The sequence below is a fragment of the Chitinivibrionales bacterium genome, assembly GCA_035516255.1.
In the GTDB taxonomy this organism is placed as follows: domain Bacteria; phylum Fibrobacterota; class Chitinivibrionia; order Chitinivibrionales; family FEN-1185; genus FEN-1185.
This window is the reverse complement of sequence record DATJAL010000029.1, coordinates 1-21,852: the sequence shown is the minus strand read 5'-3', so window position 1 is coordinate 21,852 and position 21,852 is coordinate 1. Positions and strand designations below refer to the sequence as shown.

The following is a 21,852-nucleotide window of genomic DNA, read 5'->3' as shown; positions in this document are numbered from 1 at the left end:
ATTGCGGATTGAAAACCAAATCTGCCGAAATGAAATAAAATTCCTCAACGTTTTTGAATTCCGCAATCCGAAATCCGCAATAACAAGGCCGCGCAAGTTTTCGGGCACCATATTGAAGAAATAAATTCGGAGCGCAGCCGGGCCGCAGCGAGGGGGAAGCCTCCCCCACCAGATTTTATTTTTTTTTAATCATTTTTATTTCTGCTTCTCATCCTTCGTCGAATAACACTCCTTGATCTCCCCAAAATACATCGTATGAAAATCCTTCTCCGGATACAAATGCGCGTATTCTTCGATCAGATTCCCCGGTTCAATCGCCGACTTATACACGATCTTGCATTCAAATTGTATCCCGGGCACGAGAATTACCGGCGTGTGCACCTTGACGCTGGGCACGAGCTCAAGGCCGGCCTCCTCGATTTTCTTGTGGTTGCGGCCCGATTTTGTCCCGCAGAACTCGAGCTGTTGTGCCATGCCCGACAGCGGCACCGACACGGTGAAGTCTTTTGCGCGTTCGATGATGCCGAAGGTGTGGCGTGTCTTGCGCACCATGACCGTGAGCATGGGCCTTCCCCACAAAAACCCGAGCGACGCCCAGCCGATGGTCATGGTGTTGAGCGCGTCGCCGGCCTGTGCCGTGAGAAACGCGCCGCCCTTGCTGCGGATCTGCTCCATCACCTTCTGCGCTGCCTGCATGTAATCCATCTTTTCCATAGCTTTGTTCCCTTTCAAAAATCAAATGGTACAGGATTGATTCGTGCCGAGGAAATCATCAAACGTTCATTATTAAAAATATTATTTGCAACACGATTTTCCGCAAGGAGAGATATCCAAATTTACTTTTCGGAGCCGCGGCTGGTCCGCGACCACGCCGCGCTCCTGATGCCTCCCAGGAAGCGGAAGAATCCGGCCAGCAGCGCCGCGTTCATGGAAATGAAGTAATACAGGGGACGGATGAAAGGAATGGGCGCAAAGGAATAGACAAGCGCGAGCGCGAGACCGGCCAGTCCGGCAAACAGCAGGACCGTGTAGAAAAACGGGCCGTGCAATAGCGCGAGCAGGATGCCGGAGATCAGCGCGCCCAGGATGAAAAACGGGGAGAACCACCGCGTCACCTTGTGCGAAACGTAGCAGAACCACGGCCACCCCTTGAGCGGGTTCAGAAAATCGAGCAGCCACGAAAACGCCTGGAAATTTCCGGCGCCGATGCGGATGCGGCGCGAAAACTCGATTCTGATGCTTTCGGTGGTCTCCTCTTCCGAAACAGCGGCAGGGTCGAAGATCATGCGAAAGCCGCGCCGTATCACGTTCATGGGAATGATCACGTCGTCGTTGGAATAGGCATTGTAGTGGATGGGCGAGAACGCCTGTTTGCGCACCGAGTAAAACCCGCCGAACGCGGAGATGGTGCTGTGGAGCCGCGATTCGAGCATTTTCTGCCGCGACTCGAACGAGCGGTAGAGCACCTCCTCGAGCTCCCGGTTCGCGCAGACGTGCTCGATATGGCCGCCCACGCCGCCCACCGAGGGATCGGCGTACCAGCGGACCATTTTCTTCAGGCTGTCGGGCCGGTGCATGGTGTTCGCATCGGTAAACATGAGCACGTCGGCGTCCACCCGGAGCGCGAGCTTGTTGATCACTTCGGTCTTGCCGCCGCGCCTCTCTGCGACCCACAGGTGCACGCGCGGGTCGGCCATCGCCTTCACGATGTCGTGCGTCGCGTCGGAACTGCAGTCGGAGCCAACCCACACGCTGAGCCTTCCGGCGGGATACTCCATGGCGAGCAGGTTCTCCACCTTCTGCTTCACCACGGTTTCTTCATTGTAAACAGGAACCACCACGCCCACCGAAGGGAAAACCGTTTCATCCGTGCGGGCGGGCCTGCCGAAAAGCTTCGCGAACAAGGAAAGGATCAACGGGTAAAGGGCGTAGGAATAGACGAGCAGAAACAGCGACAGCCAGAACAGAACAATGAGAGCGGCGGTCAGCATTGCGACGCCGGCCTTCTCTTTAAAGACGGGTTGACCAGATACGGCAGCAGGGCGCGAAAGCCCTTGACAAGCCGCTTGAACTCGCCCGGGTTCCGGAGCGCCTGCGCCGCTTTGCCCGCGAGGTAGCGGGGCCGCAGGTAGAATTCGCGGCGCGCCCTGTCGCAGAAATCAACAAGCGTCTCATAGCTCAGGTCGGGGTTCGACACCACCGACGAGTGCAGGCCGTCGTCGGTGAGCCATTTGCGGAAGTCCTCGGTGACGATCCAGCCCCTGTCCTTGAAATACCGGTAGTCGTCGGTGCCGGGATACGCCATGATCGGGAAAAACTGCGCGGTGTCGGGCCCGAGCTCCTTGGCAAACCGGAGCGTGGTCTCGAGCGTTTCCCGCGTTTCTCCCCTGTTTCCCACCATGAAGCAGCCGTGGACGAGAATGCCGGCGCGCCTGGCGTCCTTCATGAAGCGCCGTATCTTCTCGATGGTGGTGCCCTTTTTGATGTTGTTAAGAATTTGCTGGTCGCCGCTCTCGAACCCCACGCAGAACAGCCTGCACCCGGCCTTTTTCATGGCGGCCATGGTCTCGAAGTCGACGTCGGCGCGTGAATTGGCCGACCACGGAACAAGCGTCGCTCCCGCCGCGATCAACGCGGCCGAAAGCTCGCGGCAGCGCCTGGGGTCTGCGGTGAGCGTGTCGTCCTCGATCATGATCTCGCGCACCTGCGGGAAGTTGTCGCGTATGTAAATGAATTCGTCCACGACGCCTTGCACCGAGCGCCGGCGGTAGCGGTGACCCTGCAGCACCTGCGGCACCACGCAGAACGTGCAGTGGAACGGGCATCCCCTGCCGGTCATGATCACGATGAGCGGATGCCTGCTGTGGCCGTAAAAGTACGGCTCCACGCTCAGGTGCTTTTTGTACACCGCCGAAACCATGGGCAATTCGTCGAGGTTGTCGATGTATTCTCGCGGGCCGTTGCGTTTGATGGCGCCGGATGCGTCGCGGTACGCAATGCCCGCTATCAAGGACAGCGCGCCCTTTTTGGCCGTTGAGGACAGCACCGTAGCCAGCTCGGCGAGCGTCGCCTCATATTCCCCGAAAGCAACGGCGTCGAGCCCCGCCTCAAGCGAAAGCGTCTGCTCGGGCAGGGCCGACACGTGCACGCCCACGCACACGGCGAACAGGCCGGGGATTTTCCGCTTGAGCGAGCACGCCACCCGGACGTCGCTGTAGATGCTCGGCGTTGAGGTGTCCACCACGGCAAGCTGCGGGGAGAATCCGGCAACACGCTGCTCCACTTGTTCGTACGAAAGGCCTGCCGCAGGCGCATCGATGAAGAGCACCTCGTGGCCTTGCTTTTCAAGAAATCCCACCGCGTAGGCGAGCCACATGGGATAATACAGCGTGCCGCTCTTGGCAACGGCCGGCGAGCGAGATTCCCGCGAATACCGCGGAAGAAAGGGAGGGTTAAGCGCTACAATTTTCATACATCGTAATTGTCCATTAATTTACTTGATTGCCGGACTTTCCCGCATGGATTTGCAAACAGCAGCATGCTTTACGGTGAACAACGGTTCACACCGTGGTGGTTGCATGCAGCGGCAATGCGCCAGTCCTCGCGCACGCGCCTCAAGATTGTAGGAATGAATCTATTTTCGCCTTCAGCGCCTTTTTTGCAAGCAGTCCCACCTGCTGGTCCACGACGTTTCCCGCCTTGATAAAGAGGATCGTGGGGATGTTGCTCACCGAGTAGCGCGAAGCGGTCGCGGGCGACTGGTCCACGTTGAGCTTGCCGATTTTCACTTTGGCGCCGTACTCCTGCGCCACCTCCTCGATGATGGGCGTGAGCATCTTGCACGGCCCGCACCATTCGGCCCAGAAATCGACGAGCACCGGAAGGGGCGCCTTGAGCGCCTCGGCCTCAAAATTCGCATCGGTAAACTCAAACAGGACGTCGCTTGCCATAGTAAAACTCCTTCTAGAATTGCCGGCGCTGCTCCCCGCCCGCCGTCATTTTTTCTGAATAACCTGCTGGACCGCGCCCATGAATTTCTGCCAGCCTTCGGGATCGCTCTGGTATTTCCGCGCGAACGCCTTTGCCTGTTCCGCGCTGACGCCGGTGAGCAGGCGCAGGCGGCGGTAGCGCTCGGCTTTCTGGGGCCTGCTGCTTTTGGAGTCGGTCATGAGCATTGAAATACCGGCGAAATACTGAACATAGCTATCGAAAGAGGGGGTTACTTCGGCGCAAAAGGCGGTACAGGACGCGCTGACGATGATAACAAGAAAAAATGCCGCCATTCTTTTTTTCATACAACATTAAAAATGATGGGTGCAGAAAAAAGAGTCAAGCCCCTGACAACATTTGATATGGTTGACTGAAAAAAGCATTGCAATCTTTTTTCGTTCTCATCACCGCGGATTGTCAGGATTTTCCATCATTATGCAACTCCTCGAGTCCTTTAATCACCATCTCCGGCCTGATCTTCGTCATGCAGCGCCGCGAACCGGTGTAACAGATGTTTCCGCCGTGCGCGTGGCACGGCCTGCAGAAATGCCGCGCCTCGAAAACACGGAACGGCGGATCGCCATAGGGAAAAAAACCGAAGTGCGCCGTGGTGGGTCCATAGATGACGCCGGTTTTCACGCCGCACGCGCGCGCCAGGTGGCAAAGCCCGGTGTCGTTGCCGAGCGCTAGTTTACAAATGCTGACGAGGCACGCGGTTTCGTACAGCGACAGCGCGCCGGCAGTCGAAAGGCATTGTCCGCCGATCCTGCGCTTTAACGCTTCGGCCGCCGCGACGTCCTGCGGGCCGCCGGCGATCATGACGCCCCATCCCTTTATCGAAAAATACCGTCCGACAAACGCGTAATTTGCCGTGGGCCATTCCTTGTTCTTCCACGCGCTGAAGGGAAACAGGGCGATCATGGGCCGCACCATGGCGCTGCCGGACGCGCTTTTCCGTACCGCCTCGCATTTCTTCTTGTCAAGTATTATGCCCGCCGAAGGGAACGGTGCGCCGTCGCGTTTCGAAAAGCCGGCGGCCTTTGCGTAGCGGGCGACGACGTGGTCGCCGTGCCGATACAGGTTGATCCCGGCCCATAAAAGCGCCAGCCTCCTTCCATGCAGCTTTTGAAATGCCGCTGCGGGCTGCCTTGACAAAAGGCCTTTCCGCAGCATGCGGCTTTTCGGGCTGTTCTGCAGGTCGATGATCCTGTTCCATTCGACGCCGGCAAGCTCCCTTGCCGCCGCCTTTTCAGCCCCCTTTTGTACCGGAACGACCCGCGCAAGTCTTGTGTCGTATGAAAAGAGTTCGGCGTACTTTTCCTGTGTGACAAACCAAATCTTTGATACGGGAAGTTCTCTTTTCAAATAGGAAAACACCGACGTCGCGAGGATGACGTCGCCCATGGAGGACAGGCGGATGATCAGGATGTTCATGATTGCAAATTCTATGTTTACAGTTGACGGTTGACAGAAAAAGGCATCGAATCAATCAACGGACGATTGCTTCTCGATGCTCGCAATGACACCTTGATTCGTTATTTATTATTGATAATTGAGAAAATCGAATTAAATTTTTCCTCACAACTGCTCACCGCGGGTGCGCCCAGCGGATGTGTGGAGCTTGAAGATGCCGGCACCCGGCCGCACCCAGGAGGGGGCAGCGTAGGACCGGTCACGCAAATTTCCGGATACGAGATCGTGGAAAATATTTAAAAGCGAGACCGGGCCGCAGCGAGGGGGATGCTTCCCCCACCATTTTTGTATTTTTTCTTGTCTCCAAAATACCTTTCGATAAAAATAAAGTCGAGTCAAAATGTATTTTCTTTTTACCGGAATCATTCTATACTATAGAAACGTTGTCCGTCACCACATAGAAACCAGGCGAACGCTCCATGAATGAACAATCCGAACCCAACCAACCGGCAAAACGCTATATCCGGCCCACACAAGGCCCCGCGGTCAATCCATACCAGTCGCCCATGCCCAAGGTGGACGACAAGATCGGCCCCAACCGCATCGTCAAGCTCGTGGGCGAGGGCGGCATGGCCAATGTGTACAAGGTGTGGCACGAGGGGCTCGAGGTGACGCGGGCGCTCAAGATCCTCAAGAACGCATCTGACAAGGAACTGCGCGAGCGGTTCTTTACCGAAGCGAAAATCCTCGCCGACATCCACCACCCCAACATCGTCGAGATCCACAACCTCGGCTACTGGGAGCAGCAGGTCCCCTTTCTCGAAATGGAATTCGTGGACGGCTTGTCGATCCGCGACCTCATCACCACGCACGGCCGTTTTCCGCTGCCCGTCGCGCTCATCACGGCCTACTTCGTGTGCCAGTCGCTCCACTACGCCCACTTCAAGGACTACACGCTGTACGGAAAGGTTTACAAAGGGCTCATCCACCGCGACATCAAACCCGACAACATCATCATCTCGAAGGACGGGATGGTCAAGCTGATGGACTTCGGCATCGCGCGGCCCAGCGAGGTGAGCCTGCACACCATCGGCGGCAAGGTGATGGGGTCGCTCGCCTATCTCTCGCCCGAGCAGCTCGAGGGGAGGGACATCGACCACCGCAGCGACATCTTCTCGCTGGGGTCGGTGCTTTACGAAATGATAACCGGCCAGCGGGCGTATCCGCAAAAGACCATTTCGGAGCTCGTGCGCCAGAAATCACGAGGTGAATTCGCGCCGATTTCGTCGTTCAACCTCGGCGTGCCGAAATCCGTCGAGGACGTGGTGAAGAAAAGCATGGCGCTCTCGCGCGACGACCGTTTCGGCACCGCGGCGGAAATGGCGAATGCGCTGTACCGGGAATTCAAGATGATCACCGACCGCGCGCCGGCCGACGTGGTGTTCGATTTCATCAAGAACCCGGCCGCACGCGGGCCGGACATCGAGGTGGCGCCGCGCGCGAAAAAGGAGGCGTGGTCGACGCCGGTGTTGGTGGCGGTCACCGCGGGGGGCGCCGTGCTCCTGCTCGCCCTTTTGTTTTTCGCGGCCCGGTTCTTCCATCTCCTACCGTAGCGCGACGGGCGCGAGCGCGTCGGAATCGGGATAGAACATGTCTTCCGGATTGACCGGCTTTCCCCGATACCAAATTTCGTAATGGACGTGCGGCCCGCTCGTAAAACCCGAGAGCCCCATGAGGGCGATGCAGTCGCCTTTTTTCACCTTCTTGCCGGCAAACGCCTGCACCGTGCCAAGGTGCGCATACACCGTGCCGTACCCGAAGCCGTGGTTAATCAAAATTCGTTTTCCCCAGATCTTGCCGTCTTCGACCCGGGAAACCGTGCCCGATGCCGTCGCAATGACGGGAGTTCCGACAACGCCGATGAAATCCGTTCCGGTATGATTTTTCATGGTGCCGGTAAACGGGTCCAATTCCTTTTCAAACCGTGCGCTGATGACGGGCTTCCCTTCAACGGGCATGATAAGGGGAACCGAATCGAAACTCCCCGGCCGGCTTGAAACCATCGCGGCAAGGCCCTGAAAAAAATTCTCATCGCGCGCCGCTCTCGCTTCGAGATCGCCGAGCGAAGCCTGCTCCCTGCGCTTCTGCCGCGCCGGGGCAACGGCATCGTCCTTCGTGCCCATTTTGCCGGTGATGGCCTGTCTCCTTTTTTCAAGCCCCTGGAGTTCGTCGCCGAGGTTGTCGAGCATCCGGCGTACCGGCTTGATGATGGCCCACAGTTTTTTGTTCTGGTTCTCGAGGTTTTTCTGCTGGTTGCGCTGCACCACGTCGATGGAGAAGCTGTTGAAGGGAATGAAATACCCCGCAAACCCTGCCGCGATGACGATGAAGCAGAATGCGACGAGCCTGCGGGGAACGTGCACCGGACGGACCTTTGAACCGCCCGGCGGCACCAGGAGGATCTCTTTTCTTTCCTTTTTTCTCATTCCGTAAAGCTACACCCCAACGGCGCTGTCGCCGTCCCCGTTCCTGCTCTTGGACTTCCTGGCTTCGTCGGAGGCAACCTTTATCTTCTTTTCGATCGCGGCGAGTTCCTCGTTGAGCGCGCGGATGTTCTCGATCGCCTTTTTCACCAGGAGATCGCTGGCGGCATCCGATGCCTTGCCGGTCTCGACCAGGTCGAAAACCCTTTCGCCGATATCAACGCAGTTCCGCTCGACCTTTTTCTTGGCCGCGAACTCCTCGATCTTGAGTTTTCCGATTTTCGAATACTCCTCGATTTTCTCAATGGAGAGCGCCGCCCCTTCCTTTAAATTCTTTTTCAGCTTGTCCCATACGTTATCACGGTCCATGATGGTCCTCCTCGTTTGTTAAATGCCCCGGGTTCCTTTTCTAAAGATAATTTGGGAGAGCGATGCAATTCAATTTCTTCGGCGCATATTTGCAGGCCGTTTTTTTTATGGTTTGGAACAGCGTTGTCCCCAGCGATAGATTGCCCAAGGAGCGTTTAAATCCTCCAACTTTCAGCTCGGTTTTCACGGCGGCACATTACGTCAGACATTTTTTTATTCAATGTTATTTTTTTCCTTATAACCTTGACTTTTCCTTATCTTATTGTATTATTTTATACAGTTGATATATTTGCCTTTTCAGCAGTTTCGCCAGGGCCAATCGTCTTTACTTCGTATCTCATTTCACGAGCATTAGTCTAGACACAGGAAATCAATGAAGCAATATCCCTCGTTTTCCATTGTTGTGCCCGCGTACAACGAAGAAGACCTGATCGCTTCTTGCATTTCTTCGCTTAAACAGCAGGATTATAAGGGCGCGTTTGAAATCATCGTGGTGAACAATGCTTCCACCGACCGTACCCGCGAAATCGCGCTTTCCACGGGAATCAGGGTGGTGGACGAACCGCGGCAAGGATACGTGCACGCCCTTCGCGCCGGCTTCAGCGCTGCGACCGGCGACATCATCGCCTGCACCGACGCCGATACCATGGTCCCCGCGTTTTGGCTTTCAAAGCACCTGAGCAACCTTTCCATTCCCGGCGTCGTGGCGTCAAGCGGCACGTTCCTGTTCCACGACGGTCCTTCCCTGCTCCGCCTTACCGGAAAAGTCGCAGGCCATCTCAACTACCATTTTGCCGGCGCAAACGCAGCAGTGTGGCGCTCGGCCTACGTCGCGAGCGGCGGCCTCAACCCGAAAGTAAACATGGGCGCCGACGTGGAGCTCGGGCTGCGGCTCAAGCGGCTGGGCAAGCTCGTGATCGACCGTGACCTGTACGTATGGACGTCGGGGCGCAGATTCCAATACGCATTCTTCCAGACCCTGTGGCTGTACTATCTCAACGATTTCGGCCTGCATTTCTTCAACCGTCCCGTCTTCTACAACTTCCCGAACATCAGGAAACCGCGGTTCAGCGCCGTGCATTCTCAGTCCATCCTGGCAAGGTTCGCCGTTGCCGCATTGGCCATTCTTTGTTTCTTGTGGGTGACTGAAAACAACGAAAACAGGCTTTTTGGTTCGGTGTTGGCGCACGGCCAGCAAAGCCAGCCGCTGGTGGCGCTCACGTTCGACGACGGTCCGAGCGCCTATACCAGACAGATTCTCGACACACTTTCAAAATACGGAGTCAAGGCAACGTTTTTTGTCGTGGGTAAAAATGTGGAGCGACATCCGGACATTGCCAGGCGCATCGCGTTGGAAGGACACACACTGGGAAATCACACCTATTCTCACCCGTTCTGGGGTCCCCTGGAGCCGCCGAACAAAATCCAAAAGGAACTTGACGCCGCGGCAACGGCGATCCGCAACGCGAGCGGCGTGAGCCCGGAATATTTCCGGCCGCCGCACGGCTGGCGCAGCCCCTGGATGATGAGCCTGGCGCATAAAGAACATTACACCGTGGTGACGTGGACCGTTTCCCCCGACGACTGGCAGCATCTGAACGCGAAAACCATTGAGCAGCGCGTTCTCTCAAAGACCGGCGGCGGCGCCATCATACTTCTGCACGACGGCATGGAAACAAAGCTCAACCCGCAGCGGCTTTCCACGGTGCAGTCGCTTCCGGGGATCATCAACGGCCTCAAATCCCGCGGCTATTCCTTCGTGACAATTCCAGAACTCATCAGCAAATCCCAGGACATCTTCCCCCGCACCATGGCCCATTATTCCCCTTCCGCATCACTTGAGGAATAAGCTCGGCGGTCGGAATTCAGCGGTCGGTTCATAGTGGTTTACATCCGCACACGCGAGTGGCGTGCCCCTTTATTTTTTTTCATGACAATCATGCTGTCATATTTTTCAGGACAGGAAGACTTTGAAGCATGCTTCCCCTTCAAGATCTTTAAAATGTATTTTAGTATATCATCATTAAAAATGTTGAGATATCCACCCGAATATTAGTGCACCATGCCAACAGAACCCGAAAAAAAAACAATCCTTTCCGTCACGCTCAACGCCAAGGCCAAGGCAGGCCTGCTTGACGAAGGCGCATTGTCCGGCTTCAAGGTCATCAACGCGACGTCGCCGGCACAGGCGCTCACCCTACTCGAGGCGGAACGGGTCGACATCGTGTTCCTTGACATCGAGGCAATGCCGCCGCAGGAGATGGACCTCGTCCACTACATCAAGACCCGCTCGCCGCACTCCGAGGTCGTGATCCTCGCCACCATGGACGACCTTGACGCGGCGACAAAGGCGCTGCGCAGCGGCGCCGCGTTCTACCTCATGAAGCCGGTGCGTCCGGCAGACTTGAAATCGGCGGCCGACAAGCTTTCGGCCAAAGTGGACAACCTCGCCGAATACCGGGAGCTCGAGCAGCGCCTGCTCACCGACCTCATGGCGGGAAGCCCGGCCATGCAGAAGCTCCTCAAGCTCGCCATGAAGATCGCGCCCACGTCGTCGACGGTGCTCGTGTGCGGCGAAAGCGGCAGCGGCAAGGAATTTTTCGCGCGCATCATCCACCACATGTCGCGCCGCACCGACGGCAAGTTCGTGGCCATGAACTGCGGCGCGATCCCCGACACCCTGTTCGAAAGCGAGCTGTTCGGCCACGTAAAGGGCTCCTTCACCGGCGCCGACCGCGACCGCATGGGCCTCGTGGAGGAGGCGAACTTGGGAACGCTGTTTCTTGACGAAGTGGCAGAGCTCTCGCCGGCGGCGCAGGTGAAGCTGCTGCGCTTTTTGCAGGAGCGCACGTTCAAACGCATCGGCGAAAATATGACCCGCACGGTGAACGTCCGCATCATCGCCGCCACCAACAAGGACCTTGCGGCGCTCGTGAACGAAAAGAAATTCAGGGAAGACTTGTTTTACCGGCTCAACGTGTTCTGCCTGCACCTGCCGCCGCTGCGCGACCGCAAGGAGACCATCCCTAACCTCATAAAACTGTTCGTGCACAAGAACAACGAGGTGCTGGAGAAGAACATCACCAGGCTGTCGCCCGCGGCGGAGGCGGTGCTCGCGAATTACGATTATCCCGGCAATGTGCGCGAGCTCGAAAACATCATCGAGCACGCCATGGTACTCGCGGAAGGCGGCGAAATCACCGAGAAGGACCTGCCCGAGTTCATGTTCAAAAACCGCCTGCTCCTCGAGGCGCCGCACCGGCCGTTCGGCGCTATGCCGGACGTTTCGGCGGGCACCATCACCACGCTCGAGGCCATGGAGCGCATGTACATCCGGCAGGCGCTCGAGGCCATGCAGTTCAACTATTCCGAAACCGCAAAGAAGCTCGGCATCTCGCGGTCGACGCTGTGGCGGAAAATAAAGGAATACAAAATAGAAACATTGGAAAATATTGACAAACTGGCAAAAAAAATAAGGTCTCCCAAATGATGCGTCTTTTCCTTTAAACTCACCCGCTCTCCCCCTCTTCCGCACGCGATGGAGCGCTCAATATCGTATGAAATCACCTGTAAATCATATTAAAATCCGCATCTACTACGAAGACACCGACTGCGGCGATGTGGTGTATTATGCGAACTATCTCAACTACATGGAGCGCGGAAGGACCGAACTGCTGCGCGACATGGGCTTCGAGCTCTCAGACCTTCACAAACAGGGCACGCTCTTCGTTGTGGCAGAATCACACCTTAAATACCACTTCCCCGCCCGCTACAACGACGTGCTGGACGTGGCCACCTCGATCGCCGTACATTCCTCAGTGACGCTCACCTTCCATTATGAAATCCGCAACCAGAAGGGCGTGCTCTGCGTAAGCGGCGACGTGACGGCGGCATGCGTTGATGGGAAGGGCAAGGTGAAGAGGATGCCGAAAGAGATTCTGGAGAAACTGAAGTAAAATATCCATTGACGACAAGATGTTGACAAATGAAACTTTAACCGATCCTGCTTTAATTCCGCAATCCCCATTCCGCAGTCAACAATTCCTCGCGTCCTCCGGCAGCCCCGGCATTGCCGCCGCCGCCACCGCCATGCTGTCGCAGCGCTCGTTCTGCGGGTGGCCCGCGTGGCCGTTGACCCACGTAAACGTCACCGTGTGTTTTGCGCACAGGTCAAGCAGCCGCGTCCACAGGTCGGGGTTGAGGGCCTTCTCCTTTTTATTGCGTCTCCAGCCGTTGGCGCGCCATTTGGCGGCCCAGCCGTTTCTCATTGCGTCAACCACGTATTTCGAATCCGACACCACGGTAACGCCGCATTGTTCCTTGAGGGACTCAAGGCCCGCGATCACGGCCATGAGCTCCATGCGGTTGTTCGTGGTGTTGCGGAACCCGCCGTACAGTTCTTTTTCCTTGCCGTTATAGGAGAGGATGGCGCCGTACCCACCCGGACCCGGGTTGCCCGAGCACGCGCCGTCGGTGTAGAGGGTGACTTGTTTCATGAGGTCTTTCCGTGAAGAGGCCCGTCGCAAAGAACGCTAAGGTCGCGAAGACAATAAAGAAAAGAAAGACACCCCCGCACAAGGAGTTTGTGTCTTTCTTTCGTGTTCCCGGCGCTCGTGACGTTCTTTGCGAGTGATCTTTGTTTTAAATCCTAGAAACGGAAAGCGACCGACATCATCAGCCGCTGCTGGACATGGTTTTCCGTAAGCACGTTCTCAGTGTTAAGCCTCCACGCGCCGTAACTGTAGGCCCATTCGAGGCAAACCCTTCTGATGATGAACCCCATGCCGAGCGTTCCCATAAGCCTGTCTCCCACCGGCGAAAGCCCCTGGGGGTCCCAGCCCGGGTCCTCGCCGCTGTATTGCTTGAGAAACAGATGCGTGTCGAACTGATCCCATGAGAAGCCGGCGCGTGCCAGGATCCAGCTCACGCCGCATGGAACCTCGAGGCCGAGCCCCGCGCCCCACATCGTCTTTGAAGCGAGACTGGTGTCGGGAATGGTGGCCAGCGGATACAGCACGCTGTACGGCAGCCGCGTCCTGATCTCGCCCGAAGCGGTGAGGAACGGAAACACGAGGGCTCCGCCGAATGCGCCGGAATAGGACGACATCAGTTTCCCCGTGTACTGGGTGTTGTAATCCGGCTCGGACGGCGTATAAGGATAGGTCTCCGAAAGGTCTTCGGTGAACCAGACGGTCTGCGGGAACACAAACCGCAGCCCGAAGTTGAGGAATTTCACCGGCTGGTACAGCATGCCGAGACGTATGTCGTAGCCGACATAGGAGCGGGTGGTCGTTCGGTCATAATCGTCGTTGATCGGGTCGGCGATCGCGCCGTCGGTCAACCTGAGCAGCGTGGTGCGAACGTTTTCCGTGCCGGTGACCAGCGATACTGCCGCGCCGATGCCGAGGCCTTTGGCCACCTGCAGGCCGAACCCGCCGCTCCAGAAGTCGAGCCCGCCATAGGTCTTGTAGTTATTGTCAAGTGAAATTTGGTGGTTGTTTACGTCTAAATAATCACCGCTGAAAGCCAGCACGTCGTCAAACGTGTAAGGGCTGTGGTAGGAGGCGGCGAGCGTGAACCCGCCCTGCACCGTGGGAAACGCATGCAGGTATCCGATGTTGTCAAGGCGGGGACGTGATAGCGACGAAAAGTCGCCGTTCTGGGAAAAGGTGGCGTCGTTTCGCTGGGAAAGGCCTTCAAACGACACCGCCAGCTCCCGCGCCGGAACGAACGCAAAGCCCGCCGGATTCCAGAACATGGCCGAGAGGTCGCTTGACAGCGCGACATAGTTGTTCCCCATGCCGAGGGCCCGAGCGCCCTCGCCCGCCTGCTGGACAAGCGATAAATCCGCGCGCGCAGGGTGCGCGCAAAACACCGCGACGGCGATTCCGGCGACAAAAGCGATTTTTTTCATTACCAGCTCCTGGGGTTTCTGTGATCTCGTTGGTTATTGTCGGATGACTGATTCTGGCCCGATTGACCGGTTTGGTTTCCCCGGTCGGTGCCCTGTTGCGGCGTCGCGTCGGCCGGCTGCTGCTGAGCCGGCTGCTGCTGGTCCTGCTTGGACATATCCGTTGAGCCGGAGGATTCAGTGGCGGCGGGCACCGCATCGCCCCTTGTTCTGCGGTCAGGAGCGGTTGTCGACGAGGACCCGCTTTTTTCAATTATGCCGGTTTCACTTCCGGTGCTCGAGGTATTTCCCGCCGGCCTTTTCATAGCCCCGGACGGTGCATGCGAGCCGGGGCCGGGAACAGCCGACGACCTCGCGCGTCGGGCCCGCGACGGCGTTGACGAACCTGACGGCGACGGGCCGGAATAACCGGGCGAATTCCACCACCATGAACGAGCAGTACCGTTGTAGTCGCGGTAATACCTGCAAGCGCCGCAGGAATAATCGTAATAATAATATGCGGGGCATTGTTGATCCCAGCCATAATAATTATAGGAGCCGTAAAAATAGGGATCTGATGCCGACCACCAGGGGTAATTATTGTACCGGTACCAGTCACGGCCGTAATAAGTGTCGTAACAGCGCAGTACGGGCTGGCCCGTAAGGTCGCGCGTCCAGTAACACACCTGGTCGTTGGACGTCCGTAACGTGTCCTGGAGGCGGGATTGCATACTGTCGTTTTCCCCAGAGGTGTCGGGAGGTGACACGTAGGCCACATTCCGCGGAATCGCGGCAAACTGGGTGTAACATCCGGACAAAAGCGCCAAGAACAAAACGCCGACCGCTTTTTTAATCATACATTTCTTTCCTTATAAGGAAGTAAAATTTGTCCGCGCATTTTGCGTCAAGCGGAACTCACATAAAAATAATTATAAACCCCCTGCTTCGGCGCATTAATCAAATCACACTGACCACCACGCCGAACGATACGCGCCACCACTGTCAATCTTTTATTATATTAGACAAAGAAACGCACACCGTTATTACGTCTGAAATCGGAATTTTATTAACAGAAAGGAACCTCATGAAACGCATCCTGACCGCGTTTTTTCTCCTTTTTGCAGGGTCCGGGCTGATTTTTTCGAGTCTTGCGGAAAACATGGTGTTGGTAAAAATCGGGACAACATGGCCGCAGGCCCTTCTGCAAACCGGCATTTGCTCCGGGGACGCGGCGTTGCAATACGGAATGATCATTGACAAGAAAATATCGTTTGGACTGGCCGGAGACTTCCTCTGGAATACAAAATCGCAGGAAGTGCGCGATACAACCGGACAATACCGCATCCTACATGCAGACAAAAGTTTCATGTTTCCCGTCATGGCGTTTATAATGATCGATCCTGTCCCTACTCTCATCGTCCACCCATCCGCCCAGTTCCAGATAGGATATAATTCGTTGGTCTCAGTGACCTCCGGTTATGATTCAATCGCACCACAAAAGGAAACTTCCCATAGCGACTATTATTATGGGCTGATCATGAAAGCCATTGTTGACGCAAGTTATGACATCGGGCCGAACAGCGCGGTATTTCTGGGTATAGAATACCAATGGGCGGATACGAAAACCTCAAGTAACACCGTCGGACTTTTCAGCAAGCGCGACATGAGCGGCGTCGGCCTCAGGGCCGGATTCAGGGTGGCTTTTTAACCCCTCATGCGCGTCGTCATCCAGCGGGTAAAAAAAGCGTCCGTATCCGTCAAGGGCACCGTGACGGGCTCCATCACCGGCGGCCTCCTCATCCTCGTCGGCATTCACAAAGACGACACCGCGGCCAAGGCCGATTATCTCGCGGAAAAATGCGCCAACCTGCGCATTTTCTCCGACAGCCATGGAAAAATGAACCTGTCCCTTGCCGACGCCGGCGGCGCCGCGCTTGTGGTGTCGCAGTTCACCCTGTACGGAGACTGCGCAAAAGGCCGCAGGCCGAGCTTCACCGATGCGGCCGGCCCGGAAAAAGGGAACGAACTTTATACCTATTTTGTCGAAAAAATGAAACCCCTGTGCGGCCGCGTCGAGACCGGCGTGTTCGGCGCCATGATGGATGTGGAGCTTGTCAACGATGGTCCGGTCACGTTTGTGCTGGATGCGTAGTATTGATAGATAGGAAATAAAAAAGCTTGGCGCCCCGCAGAAGACGCGGCGGCCGGGCAGCACCGCGCTCCGGCGGCGGCCTTCAGTCCTGCCCGGCGCCGGATAAAGGAATCTTGCCGGTTTTGTTTTTCTCACCCATCAGTGGCGCAGCAGCACGCTGAGCTTTTCTTTCCTTAAACAAAGTTCTATTTTAATTCCAATTAAAAAAGAAAATCAACGTTCAGTTTTCAAGGAACCCCATGCAAAAAGTCAAACCGAAAAAAAACACTCAAGAAAAACTCATCGTGGGTATCGGTTCGGCGCTTGTCGACATCCTGGTACGCGAAAGCGACGGCTTTCTCGCGCAGGCGGGCGCTAAAAAAGGCGGCATGACGCTGGTTGACAGCGCGGGAACCATTGAAAACATTCTGAAGCAAACGACGCAAAAGACGTGCATCGTGCCCGGCGGATCCGCCTGCAACACCATACTCGGCATCGGCAAGCTCGGCGGCAGGGCGCGGTTCGTGGGAAAGCGTGGCGGCGACGAGCTCGGCGCGCTTCTCGAAAAAGCGCTCGCCGACAACAACGTCGAACCGCGCCTGTTCATGTCGCCGTCCGCCACGGGCCGTGTGCTTTCGATCATCACGCCGGACGCGCAGCGCTCCATGTTCACGTTCCTCGGCGCATCGGCGGAGACAAAACCCGAGGAGATCCTCGCCGAACAGTTCAAGGGCGCCGCGCTCGTGCACATCGAAGGATATCTGCTGTTCAACGAGAAGCTCATCCGCGCCGCGCTTGACGCCGCGAAAAAGGCGGGCGCCCTCGTGTCGCTCGATCTCGCGAGCTACACCGTGGTCGAGGCGTCAAAAAATATTCTGGAAGACCTGGTGCGTGACTACGTTGACATCCTTATCGCCAACGAGGACGAGGCGCGGGCATTCACCGGGCTCTTGGAAGAGGAAAAAGCGCTTGAAGCGCTCTCCCAAAAGGCAACCACCGCGGTTGTCAAGGTCGGCAAACGCGGCAGCTATATCGCGCACAAGGGAAAAACCACGGCCATCGGCATCATGGGCGACGGCTCGGCCGTGGACACCACGGGCGCGGGCGATTTGTGGGCGAGCGGGTTTTTGTATGGGCTCGTCAACGGCTATCCAATTGACAAAGCGGGAAAGATCGGCGCGGCCTGCGGGTATGAGGTGTGCCAGGTGGTCGGGGCGCAGATACCGGAGGAGGGGTGGAGGAGGATTAGGAAGTTATTATAGCATTTTTCTCTGATGAAATTACAGATAACTTATGCCATATTTCGATAGAAAGGAGGGCCGGAGAACATGGTCAAACTGAAGGAGAATTACATCATTGACAAAGGCGGACATAAAGTCGGCGTCTTTCTTGATATAAAAACGTACCGGAAGGTCATCAACGACCTTGAGGAACTGGATGATATAAGAGCTTACGATGAAGCAAAAGCTTCCGGTGAAAAGGCGATTCCTTTTCTTCATGCGGTTAGGGAAATCGACCAAGCTCATAAAAAGTGTCCTACCAAATAACTATCCTGCCAAGGGCATATAAGGCTCTCGAAAAAATCCACGGCGACGATTACCACAGAATCAAAATGGCGGTTTCCGGTCTTGCTCAAAATCCTCGTCCCCATTAATGCAAAAAATTGTCCGGACGGGATGGTTGGCGGATCCGGATAGGAATTTACAGGGTCATTTATGATATAAACGACCGAGAGGTGATTATCGTTGTTCTTGTTATTGGCCCGAGAAAAGATATTTACAGGTAGGCTATAATGATTCAAACCATGCCAAGTCCAAGGCCTAAAAACTCTTTAAGGAATCCGGTTATCCTGTTGTCAATTTTAGCAGGCGCTTTACTACTTGGCTATTTGACAATAAGATTTATTATTCCCAGTGCGGTATTTGTCGGCGTTGAAAACCGAATAAAATAAAACGGGAGGCGGGATTGAGGCCCGCTTCTACGGCACCCCCGCCGCAATCCTGTTCATCCTCGCTAGGTAAACATCCTGCATGTGCGCGGGCAGAAGCGCCTTGTAATCCTTTGCGCAAATGGCCTTCCATATTCTTTTCGCGTAGAGCCGACCGTTGCGGTATTGGTCGTGGGTGCACCGGTAAACGTAGCCGCCTTTCGCATGCAGGACCGCCTCGTCGCCGAGCTGGCGGAACGTGCCGTGGAATCCCGGGTTCAGCGAATCGGAGGGGTTTGACGGCATGGCCATGGTGGGCGGCACGTAGGGCACCGGATCGTCCTCGTTGATAAACCGGATTACCGGAAAGCAACGGTACGCAAGGACCGTGGTCTCGCAGAACACCTGCGGCTGCGCAAAGGTGAAGAGCGGCCCCATGTTCATGCCGCTTTTATAAAAATGCAGCGCCAGGAGCGATGCCATGGCGCCGCCCAGCGAATGTCCGGTGAGGCAGACGCGCACGCCGGGGACGAGCCGCGCTTTCACCAGGGGTTCCACTTTCATGACCGCGTCGTAAATCCCGCCGTGCACCCAGTCGGAAATAACAGCGTCGAACTTTTTGGGATAATAAAAATCCTGAAACAGGTTCTCGAAATTCGCAGTGCCGCGCAGCGCCACCACCTGCCGCTTGACCGCACCCACGGTGTCGTACCAGATGAACCATTTGTTGCCGCTGATATGCGGAAGAGGGCCGCAATCAACGCTGTCGATGGTCACGCTGCCCAGGGCGCGGATGGAATCGTCGGGCCCGTACGAAAGAAAGCAGAGCCGCATCATCTGCGCCGCCTGCTTCAGGTCCACAATGGGAACGCGTTCCTTCCCGTCGTTTCCGCACCATCCCGGCGGCGGAACGACCTGCGTGTCGGCGGACACCTGCGCGCACACGCCCGGAGGGCACATTGAAATTCCGGTGGTGCAGATCCGCGGCTTGAGGTTTGCCACGCAGCCGGACAAGAGGAGAGGGGCAAAGAGCAACATCAATCGTTTCATGGACGTTCCCCTTTGTTCAGAAACCGTGGATAGCCTTCGGCGGCAAGATCGCTAATTGACCGATGGCAATCTCGGTACAGGCGGGGGAATGCGCTGATGATGCAAGCGCCCCCTACTTCCCCCCTTCCTTCCCGCCCTCCACCTTCACGCGCGCCGTCTCGCCCGTCTTTATGGCGACGGTCTTGACATACGGGGTGAACCCCGGCCGCTTGAACGTCACGGTGTGCTGCCCTTCGGACAGCACGATGGGCGCGCCGGTGGGCGCGTTTCCCTTGAACTCGCCGTCGATGTAAATTTCGGCCGCGATGTCGGAAACCACCTCGAGCGCGCCCGATTTTTTGTCCGGCGTGAGGCTGATCGCGACCAGGTGCGTATCGCTGCCGAACACGGTGACGCTCGCGGTTGACGGCGTGTACCCGTCGGCGGTCGCGGTGACCAGGTGGGTGCCGGCGGTGAGCATGATGCCGTTCATTTCCTTCGCGCTGATGAGCCGGTCGTCGACCATCACCATGGCGCCGGCCGCGTTCACCTGCACCTTTACAAGACCGGAAACGGTTTCCGGGACCTTTACGAGTGATTTCAGTGCGCCGCTTGCGGCGAGCGCTTTTCCGCCCGCAGGTTCTTGGGCCTGCGGCAGAGGCGCCGGCGGCGGAGAAATGGTGGAATCCTTTGCTGTTTGTGAATGAACCGCCGCCGTGTCAGCGACCGGCGTCATGGCAGCGCTGTCGCTTTTCGCGGTTGCGGTTTGGGCCGCCGTTTGCGTCGCGCGACCGTCTTTCTTCATCGAATCGGACGCCTGAACCTGGGCCGGCCCTTGGAGTGACGACGGAGAAAGCGGTGTGAACGTGAAAATCCTGCCGAAGGCGCCAACCACCGGCGCCTTCATGGCGTGCCAAGTGTCGGGGTCAAAAATCGCCAGCGCTCCCGCGAAAATAATGCCCAATGAAACAATCGCGGCCCCCACGGTCAGCACGTGAATGCCCAACCGCTTTTTTTTCCGCTGCCTGGCGCGGACCTGTGAAAGCATGCCGCCCGGGACGGTCGCGGTCTCGGCGGTGAGCGAACCCATGTAGTCCTGCTGCGATCGCAGGGCTTCCGCGATGTCCTTGTTTTTGGGATCATGCTTTTTGGCCATTTGGAAATGCGCCTGCGCCGCCGCGTGCCGCTTGTCCCGCGAGCATTCCTCGCCCTTGACAAGATGATAGCGAGCAAGCAGCGGGGCGAGCTCGGCAACGGAGGCCTTTCTGTCGGCAAGGTATTTTTTTATGGCGTCCACGGGGTCGCGGATGCCGATTTCAAAGAAATAATTCTGCATCGCCTCGATGAGCGGGCCCAGGCTCGCCAGCCTTTTGGGATGTTCCTTCTCAAGAGATGAGTTGAGCAGGCTCGAAATGCTTTGCGGCAGGGTGGGATCGATCTCGCCCGCCGGTGTTTCCTTATCCTGGATGATGCTGATGAGCGTCGCGGGCACCGTCTCTCCGGAAAAGGGAAATTTGCCCGTGACGATGCGGTACAGGATCACTCCGGCAGCCCAGATGTCCATGCACCGGTCGCGCGTCTCCTCGCCCTTCACCAACTCGGGCGACATGTACACTGGAGTGCCCACGATCGACCCCGTGACGGTCATGTGACCCGATTGCGCGCCCGCGTAGGCAAGCCCGAAATCCACCATTTTCACGGCGCCGTTGCGCGACACGAGGATGTTGGCGGGTTTCACGTCGCGGTGCACGATCCCCTGCTCGTGCGCGAACGCAAGCCCCTTGAGCGCCTGCTGCAGGATCATCATGCCGATTTGCCTGGGGAAATCGGCGTCCTTGAGCAGCGCGTCAAGGTCCGGGCCGTCGATGAATTCCATGGCGATGTAAAATGAACTTTTCTCCTCGCCGAAATCGTAGATCCGCACGATGTGGTCGTGGTTAAGCGCCGCGCCGGCGCGCGCCTCGTTCTCGAACCGCTTGATCTCGTTTTTCGTGGTGAGGAGCCCGGCCGCCATTTCCTTTATGACAACCTTGCGATTGAGGGAGAGCTGCGTGGCGAGATAGATCTTGCCCATTCCGCCCTTGGCGAGTTCTTTTATGTCGGCGTAGTCGGAGAGGGTGAAGGGCATTAAGTGATGATATTCCTGCTAAATTATTTAAAAATAAATCTGGGCGTTCCCCTCCCCCCCGTTAAAACTCAGGGTCGGGTCGGCCGGCGCTGCGCTCCAGCGCACCACTCCAGTCCGCCTAACGCGGCGGCAGACTTTTTCATCTAATCAATCAAAGATTACACTATCGGGCATTTGTCAATCACAAGCCGATAATCAGTCGACGGAACACAATCCTTTTCAACTGGCCATAATACTTGTCTTTCTCCGCCACGTAAGGTTTGACCTGCCACAGGTGGATCGCTGGCCACCCTGCTTTCCGCAGACCACAGGACTTCGGCGCCAAAGAGGGGGTGTGCCCCCGGATCACCGGTTGAGGTGTACTCCTGAATTTGGACACTCCGAGAACCAAATTTATCTTTGTTCTTGGAGGTGTGTATGTCTACGTCACGTAAGAAGTATGACGATGCGTTCAAACGGGAAGCAGTCCAGTTGTTGGCAACCTCAGGAAAG

General features: G+C 56.7%; 23 protein-coding genes. 9 read left to right on the top strand and 14 right to left on the bottom strand.

All coding sequences use genetic code 11. The features are described 5' to 3' along the window. Positions 1–195: 195 nt before the first annotated feature. From VLX68_08440 to VLX68_08415, 6 genes are all read right to left on the bottom strand, one after another. Positions 196–714 carry a flavin reductase family protein gene (locus tag VLX68_08440; GenBank protein HUI92260.1) on the bottom strand — a complete coding sequence of 173 codons (519 nt, stop codon included), beginning with the start codon at positions 712–714 and terminating at the stop codon, positions 196–198. Between the two features lie 122 nt (positions 715–836). After that, positions 837–1,991 (bottom strand): glycosyltransferase family 2 protein, encoded by a 1,155-nt coding sequence (locus tag VLX68_08435; GenBank protein HUI92259.1) that lies wholly within the window; start codon positions 1,989–1,991, stop codon positions 837–839. Continuing rightward, positions 1,985–3,472, bottom strand: a complete 1,488-nt coding sequence (locus tag VLX68_08430; GenBank protein HUI92258.1) for a radical SAM protein — start codon at positions 3,470–3,472, stop codon at positions 1,985–1,987. Before VLX68_08430 ends, VLX68_08435 begins: the two co-directional genes overlap by 7 nt. 142 nt (positions 3,473–3,614) lie before the next feature. Next, positions 3,615–3,950 carry a thioredoxin gene (gene trxA, locus VLX68_08425; GenBank protein ID HUI92257.1) on the bottom strand — a complete coding sequence of 112 codons (336 nt, stop codon included), beginning with the start codon at positions 3,948–3,950 and terminating at the stop codon, positions 3,615–3,617. A 45-nt stretch (positions 3,951–3,995) separates the two neighbouring features. Then, positions 3,996–4,295 (bottom strand): hypothetical protein, encoded by a 300-nt coding sequence (locus VLX68_08420; GenBank protein ID HUI92256.1) that lies wholly within the window; start codon positions 4,293–4,295, stop codon positions 3,996–3,998. Between the two features lie 112 nt (positions 4,296–4,407). Then, on the bottom strand, positions 4,408–5,424 hold the full coding sequence (locus VLX68_08415) for a glycosyltransferase family 9 protein (GenBank protein ID HUI92255.1): 1,017 nt from the start codon (positions 5,422–5,424) through the stop codon (positions 4,408–4,410). A gap of 30 nt (positions 5,425–5,454) precedes the next feature. Between VLX68_08415 and VLX68_08410 the strand changes: the two genes are divergently transcribed. Both VLX68_08410 and VLX68_08405 read left to right on the top strand, forming a co-directional pair. After that, positions 5,455–5,703 carry a hypothetical protein gene (locus VLX68_08410; protein ID HUI92254.1) on the top strand — a complete coding sequence of 83 codons (249 nt, stop codon included), beginning with the start codon at positions 5,455–5,457 and terminating at the stop codon, positions 5,701–5,703. A gap of 179 nt (positions 5,704–5,882) precedes the next feature. Beyond that, positions 5,883–7,016 carry a serine/threonine-protein kinase gene (locus VLX68_08405; protein HUI92253.1) on the top strand — a complete coding sequence of 378 codons (1,134 nt, stop codon included), beginning with the start codon at positions 5,883–5,885 and terminating at the stop codon, positions 7,014–7,016. On the opposite strand, the gene VLX68_08400 is transcribed toward VLX68_08405, so the two are convergent. Further along, positions 7,008–7,889, bottom strand: coding sequence for a M23 family metallopeptidase (locus VLX68_08400; protein HUI92252.1), 882 nt, complete (start codon positions 7,887–7,889; stop codon positions 7,008–7,010). The genes VLX68_08405 and VLX68_08400 overlap by 9 nt on opposite strands. A 9-nt stretch (positions 7,890–7,898) precedes the next feature. Further along, entirely contained in the window at positions 7,899–8,255 is a 357-nt protein-coding gene (locus VLX68_08395; GenBank protein ID HUI92251.1) for a hypothetical protein, read from the bottom strand. A gap of 373 nt (positions 8,256–8,628) precedes the next feature. Between VLX68_08395 and VLX68_08390 the strand changes: the two genes are divergently transcribed. The 3 genes from VLX68_08390 to VLX68_08380 all read left to right on the top strand — a co-directional run bounded on the left by VLX68_08390 (position 8,629) and on the right by VLX68_08380 (position 12,211). Beyond that, positions 8,629–10,104 (top strand): polysaccharide deacetylase family protein, encoded by a 1,476-nt coding sequence (locus VLX68_08390; GenBank protein ID HUI92250.1) that lies wholly within the window; start codon positions 8,629–8,631, stop codon positions 10,102–10,104. Between the two features lie 213 nt (positions 10,105–10,317). Beyond that, a complete protein-coding gene (locus VLX68_08385; GenBank protein HUI92249.1) occupies positions 10,318–11,745 on the top strand; it encodes a sigma-54 dependent transcriptional regulator in 1,428 nt (475 codons plus the stop codon). A gap of 67 nt (positions 11,746–11,812) precedes the next feature. After that, positions 11,813–12,211 (top strand): YbgC/FadM family acyl-CoA thioesterase, encoded by a 399-nt coding sequence (locus tag VLX68_08380; protein ID HUI92248.1) that lies wholly within the window; start codon positions 11,813–11,815, stop codon positions 12,209–12,211. Positions 12,212–12,289: 78 nt separating this feature from the next. Here the strand turns inward: VLX68_08380 and rnhA are convergent, their stop codons facing one another. The 3 genes from rnhA to VLX68_08365 all read right to left on the bottom strand — a co-directional run bounded on the left by rnhA (position 12,290) and on the right by VLX68_08365 (position 15,002). Next, positions 12,290–12,751, bottom strand: coding sequence for a ribonuclease HI (gene rnhA, locus VLX68_08375; protein HUI92247.1), 462 nt, complete (start codon positions 12,749–12,751; stop codon positions 12,290–12,292). Between the two features lie 152 nt (positions 12,752–12,903). Then, entirely contained in the window at positions 12,904–14,169 is a 1,266-nt protein-coding gene (locus tag VLX68_08370) for a hypothetical protein (protein HUI92246.1), read from the bottom strand. Then, entirely contained in the window at positions 14,169–15,002 is an 834-nt protein-coding gene (locus VLX68_08365; protein ID HUI92245.1) for a hypothetical protein, read from the bottom strand. Before VLX68_08365 ends, VLX68_08370 begins: the two co-directional genes overlap by 1 nt. A gap of 29 nt (positions 15,003–15,031) precedes the next feature. On the opposite strand from VLX68_08365, the gene VLX68_08360 reads away from it, so the two are divergent. The 4 genes from VLX68_08360 to VLX68_08345 all read left to right on the top strand — a co-directional run bounded on the left by VLX68_08360 (position 15,032) and on the right by VLX68_08345 (position 17,823). Further along, the gene (locus VLX68_08360) at positions 15,032–15,853 is read left to right on the top strand and encodes a hypothetical protein (protein HUI92244.1); all 822 of its coding nucleotides are present in this window, start codon (positions 15,032–15,034) and stop codon (positions 15,851–15,853) included. Positions 15,854–15,859: 6 nt separating this feature from the next. Further along, the gene (dtd, locus tag VLX68_08355; protein HUI92243.1) at positions 15,860–16,297 is read left to right on the top strand and encodes a D-aminoacyl-tRNA deacylase; all 438 of its coding nucleotides are present in this window, start codon (positions 15,860–15,862) and stop codon (positions 16,295–16,297) included. A 239-nt stretch (positions 16,298–16,536) separates the two neighbouring features. Beyond that, a complete protein-coding gene (locus tag VLX68_08350) occupies positions 16,537–17,538 on the top strand; it encodes an adenosine kinase (protein ID HUI92242.1) in 1,002 nt (333 codons plus the stop codon). A gap of 66 nt (positions 17,539–17,604) precedes the next feature. Then, a complete protein-coding gene (locus VLX68_08345; GenBank protein HUI92241.1) occupies positions 17,605–17,823 on the top strand; it encodes a hypothetical protein in 219 nt (72 codons plus the stop codon). 431 nt (positions 17,824–18,254) lie between these two features. On the opposite strand, the gene VLX68_08340 is transcribed toward VLX68_08345, so the two are convergent. From VLX68_08340 to VLX68_08330, 3 genes are all read right to left on the bottom strand, one after another. Then, positions 18,255–19,253, bottom strand: coding sequence for a lipase family protein (locus VLX68_08340; protein HUI92240.1), 999 nt, complete (start codon positions 19,251–19,253; stop codon positions 18,255–18,257). A 112-nt stretch (positions 19,254–19,365) separates the two neighbouring features. Further along, the gene (locus VLX68_08335) at positions 19,366–21,360 is read right to left on the bottom strand and encodes a serine/threonine-protein kinase (GenBank protein HUI92239.1); all 1,995 of its coding nucleotides are present in this window, start codon (positions 21,358–21,360) and stop codon (positions 19,366–19,368) included. 158 nt (positions 21,361–21,518) lie between these two features. After that, positions 21,519–21,852: hypothetical protein (locus VLX68_08330; GenBank protein ID HUI92238.1), on the bottom strand; the 334-nt coding region annotated here is incomplete at its 5' end.

Excerpts from the sequence above, each read along its gene's own strand:
- dtd (HUI92243.1), top strand. The coding sequence starts at position 15,860 with ATGCGCGTCGTCATCCAGCGGGTAAAAAAAGCGTCCGTATCCGTCAAG.
- VLX68_08440 (HUI92260.1), bottom strand. The coding sequence starts at position 714 with ATGGAAAAGATGGATTACATGCAGGCAGCGCAGAAGGTGATGGAGCAG.
- VLX68_08395 (HUI92251.1), bottom strand. The coding sequence starts at position 8,255 with ATGGACCGTGATAACGTATGGGACAAGCTGAAAAAGAATTTAAAGGAA.
- VLX68_08350 (HUI92242.1), top strand. The coding sequence starts at position 16,537 with ATGCAAAAAGTCAAACCGAAAAAAAACACTCAAGAAAAACTCATCGTG.
- VLX68_08335 (HUI92239.1), bottom strand. The coding sequence starts at position 21,360 with ATGCCCTTCACCCTCTCCGACTACGCCGACATAAAAGAACTCGCCAAG.
- rnhA (HUI92247.1), bottom strand. The coding sequence starts at position 12,751 with ATGAAACAAGTCACCCTCTACACCGACGGCGCGTGCTCGGGCAACCCG.
- VLX68_08435 (HUI92259.1), bottom strand. The coding sequence starts at position 1,991 with ATGCTGACCGCCGCTCTCATTGTTCTGTTCTGGCTGTCGCTGTTTCTG.
- VLX68_08370 (HUI92246.1), bottom strand. The coding sequence starts at position 14,169 with ATGAAAAAAATCGCTTTTGTCGCCGGAATCGCCGTCGCGGTGTTTTGC.
- trxA (HUI92257.1), bottom strand. The coding sequence starts at position 3,950 with ATGGCAAGCGACGTCCTGTTTGAGTTTACCGATGCGAATTTTGAGGCC.
- VLX68_08430 (HUI92258.1), bottom strand. The coding sequence starts at position 3,472 with ATGAAAATTGTAGCGCTTAACCCTCCCTTTCTTCCGCGGTATTCGCGG.
- VLX68_08345 (HUI92241.1), top strand. The coding sequence starts at position 17,605 with ATGGTCAAACTGAAGGAGAATTACATCATTGACAAAGGCGGACATAAA.
- VLX68_08365 (HUI92245.1), bottom strand. The coding sequence starts at position 15,002 with ATGATTAAAAAAGCGGTCGGCGTTTTGTTCTTGGCGCTTTTGTCCGGA.
- VLX68_08385 (HUI92249.1), top strand. The coding sequence starts at position 10,318 with ATGCCAACAGAACCCGAAAAAAAAACAATCCTTTCCGTCACGCTCAAC.
- VLX68_08390 (HUI92250.1), top strand. The coding sequence starts at position 8,629 with ATGAAGCAATATCCCTCGTTTTCCATTGTTGTGCCCGCGTACAACGAA.
- VLX68_08405 (HUI92253.1), top strand. The coding sequence starts at position 5,883 with ATGAATGAACAATCCGAACCCAACCAACCGGCAAAACGCTATATCCGG.
- VLX68_08420 (HUI92256.1), bottom strand. The coding sequence starts at position 4,295 with ATGAAAAAAAGAATGGCGGCATTTTTTCTTGTTATCATCGTCAGCGCG.
- VLX68_08400 (HUI92252.1), bottom strand. The coding sequence starts at position 7,889 with ATGAGAAAAAAGGAAAGAAAAGAGATCCTCCTGGTGCCGCCGGGCGGT.
- VLX68_08415 (HUI92255.1), bottom strand. The coding sequence starts at position 5,424 with ATGAACATCCTGATCATCCGCCTGTCCTCCATGGGCGACGTCATCCTC.
- VLX68_08340 (HUI92240.1), bottom strand. The coding sequence starts at position 19,253 with ATGAAACGATTGATGTTGCTCTTTGCCCCTCTCCTCTTGTCCGGCTGC.
- VLX68_08380 (HUI92248.1), top strand. The coding sequence starts at position 11,813 with ATGAAATCACCTGTAAATCATATTAAAATCCGCATCTACTACGAAGAC.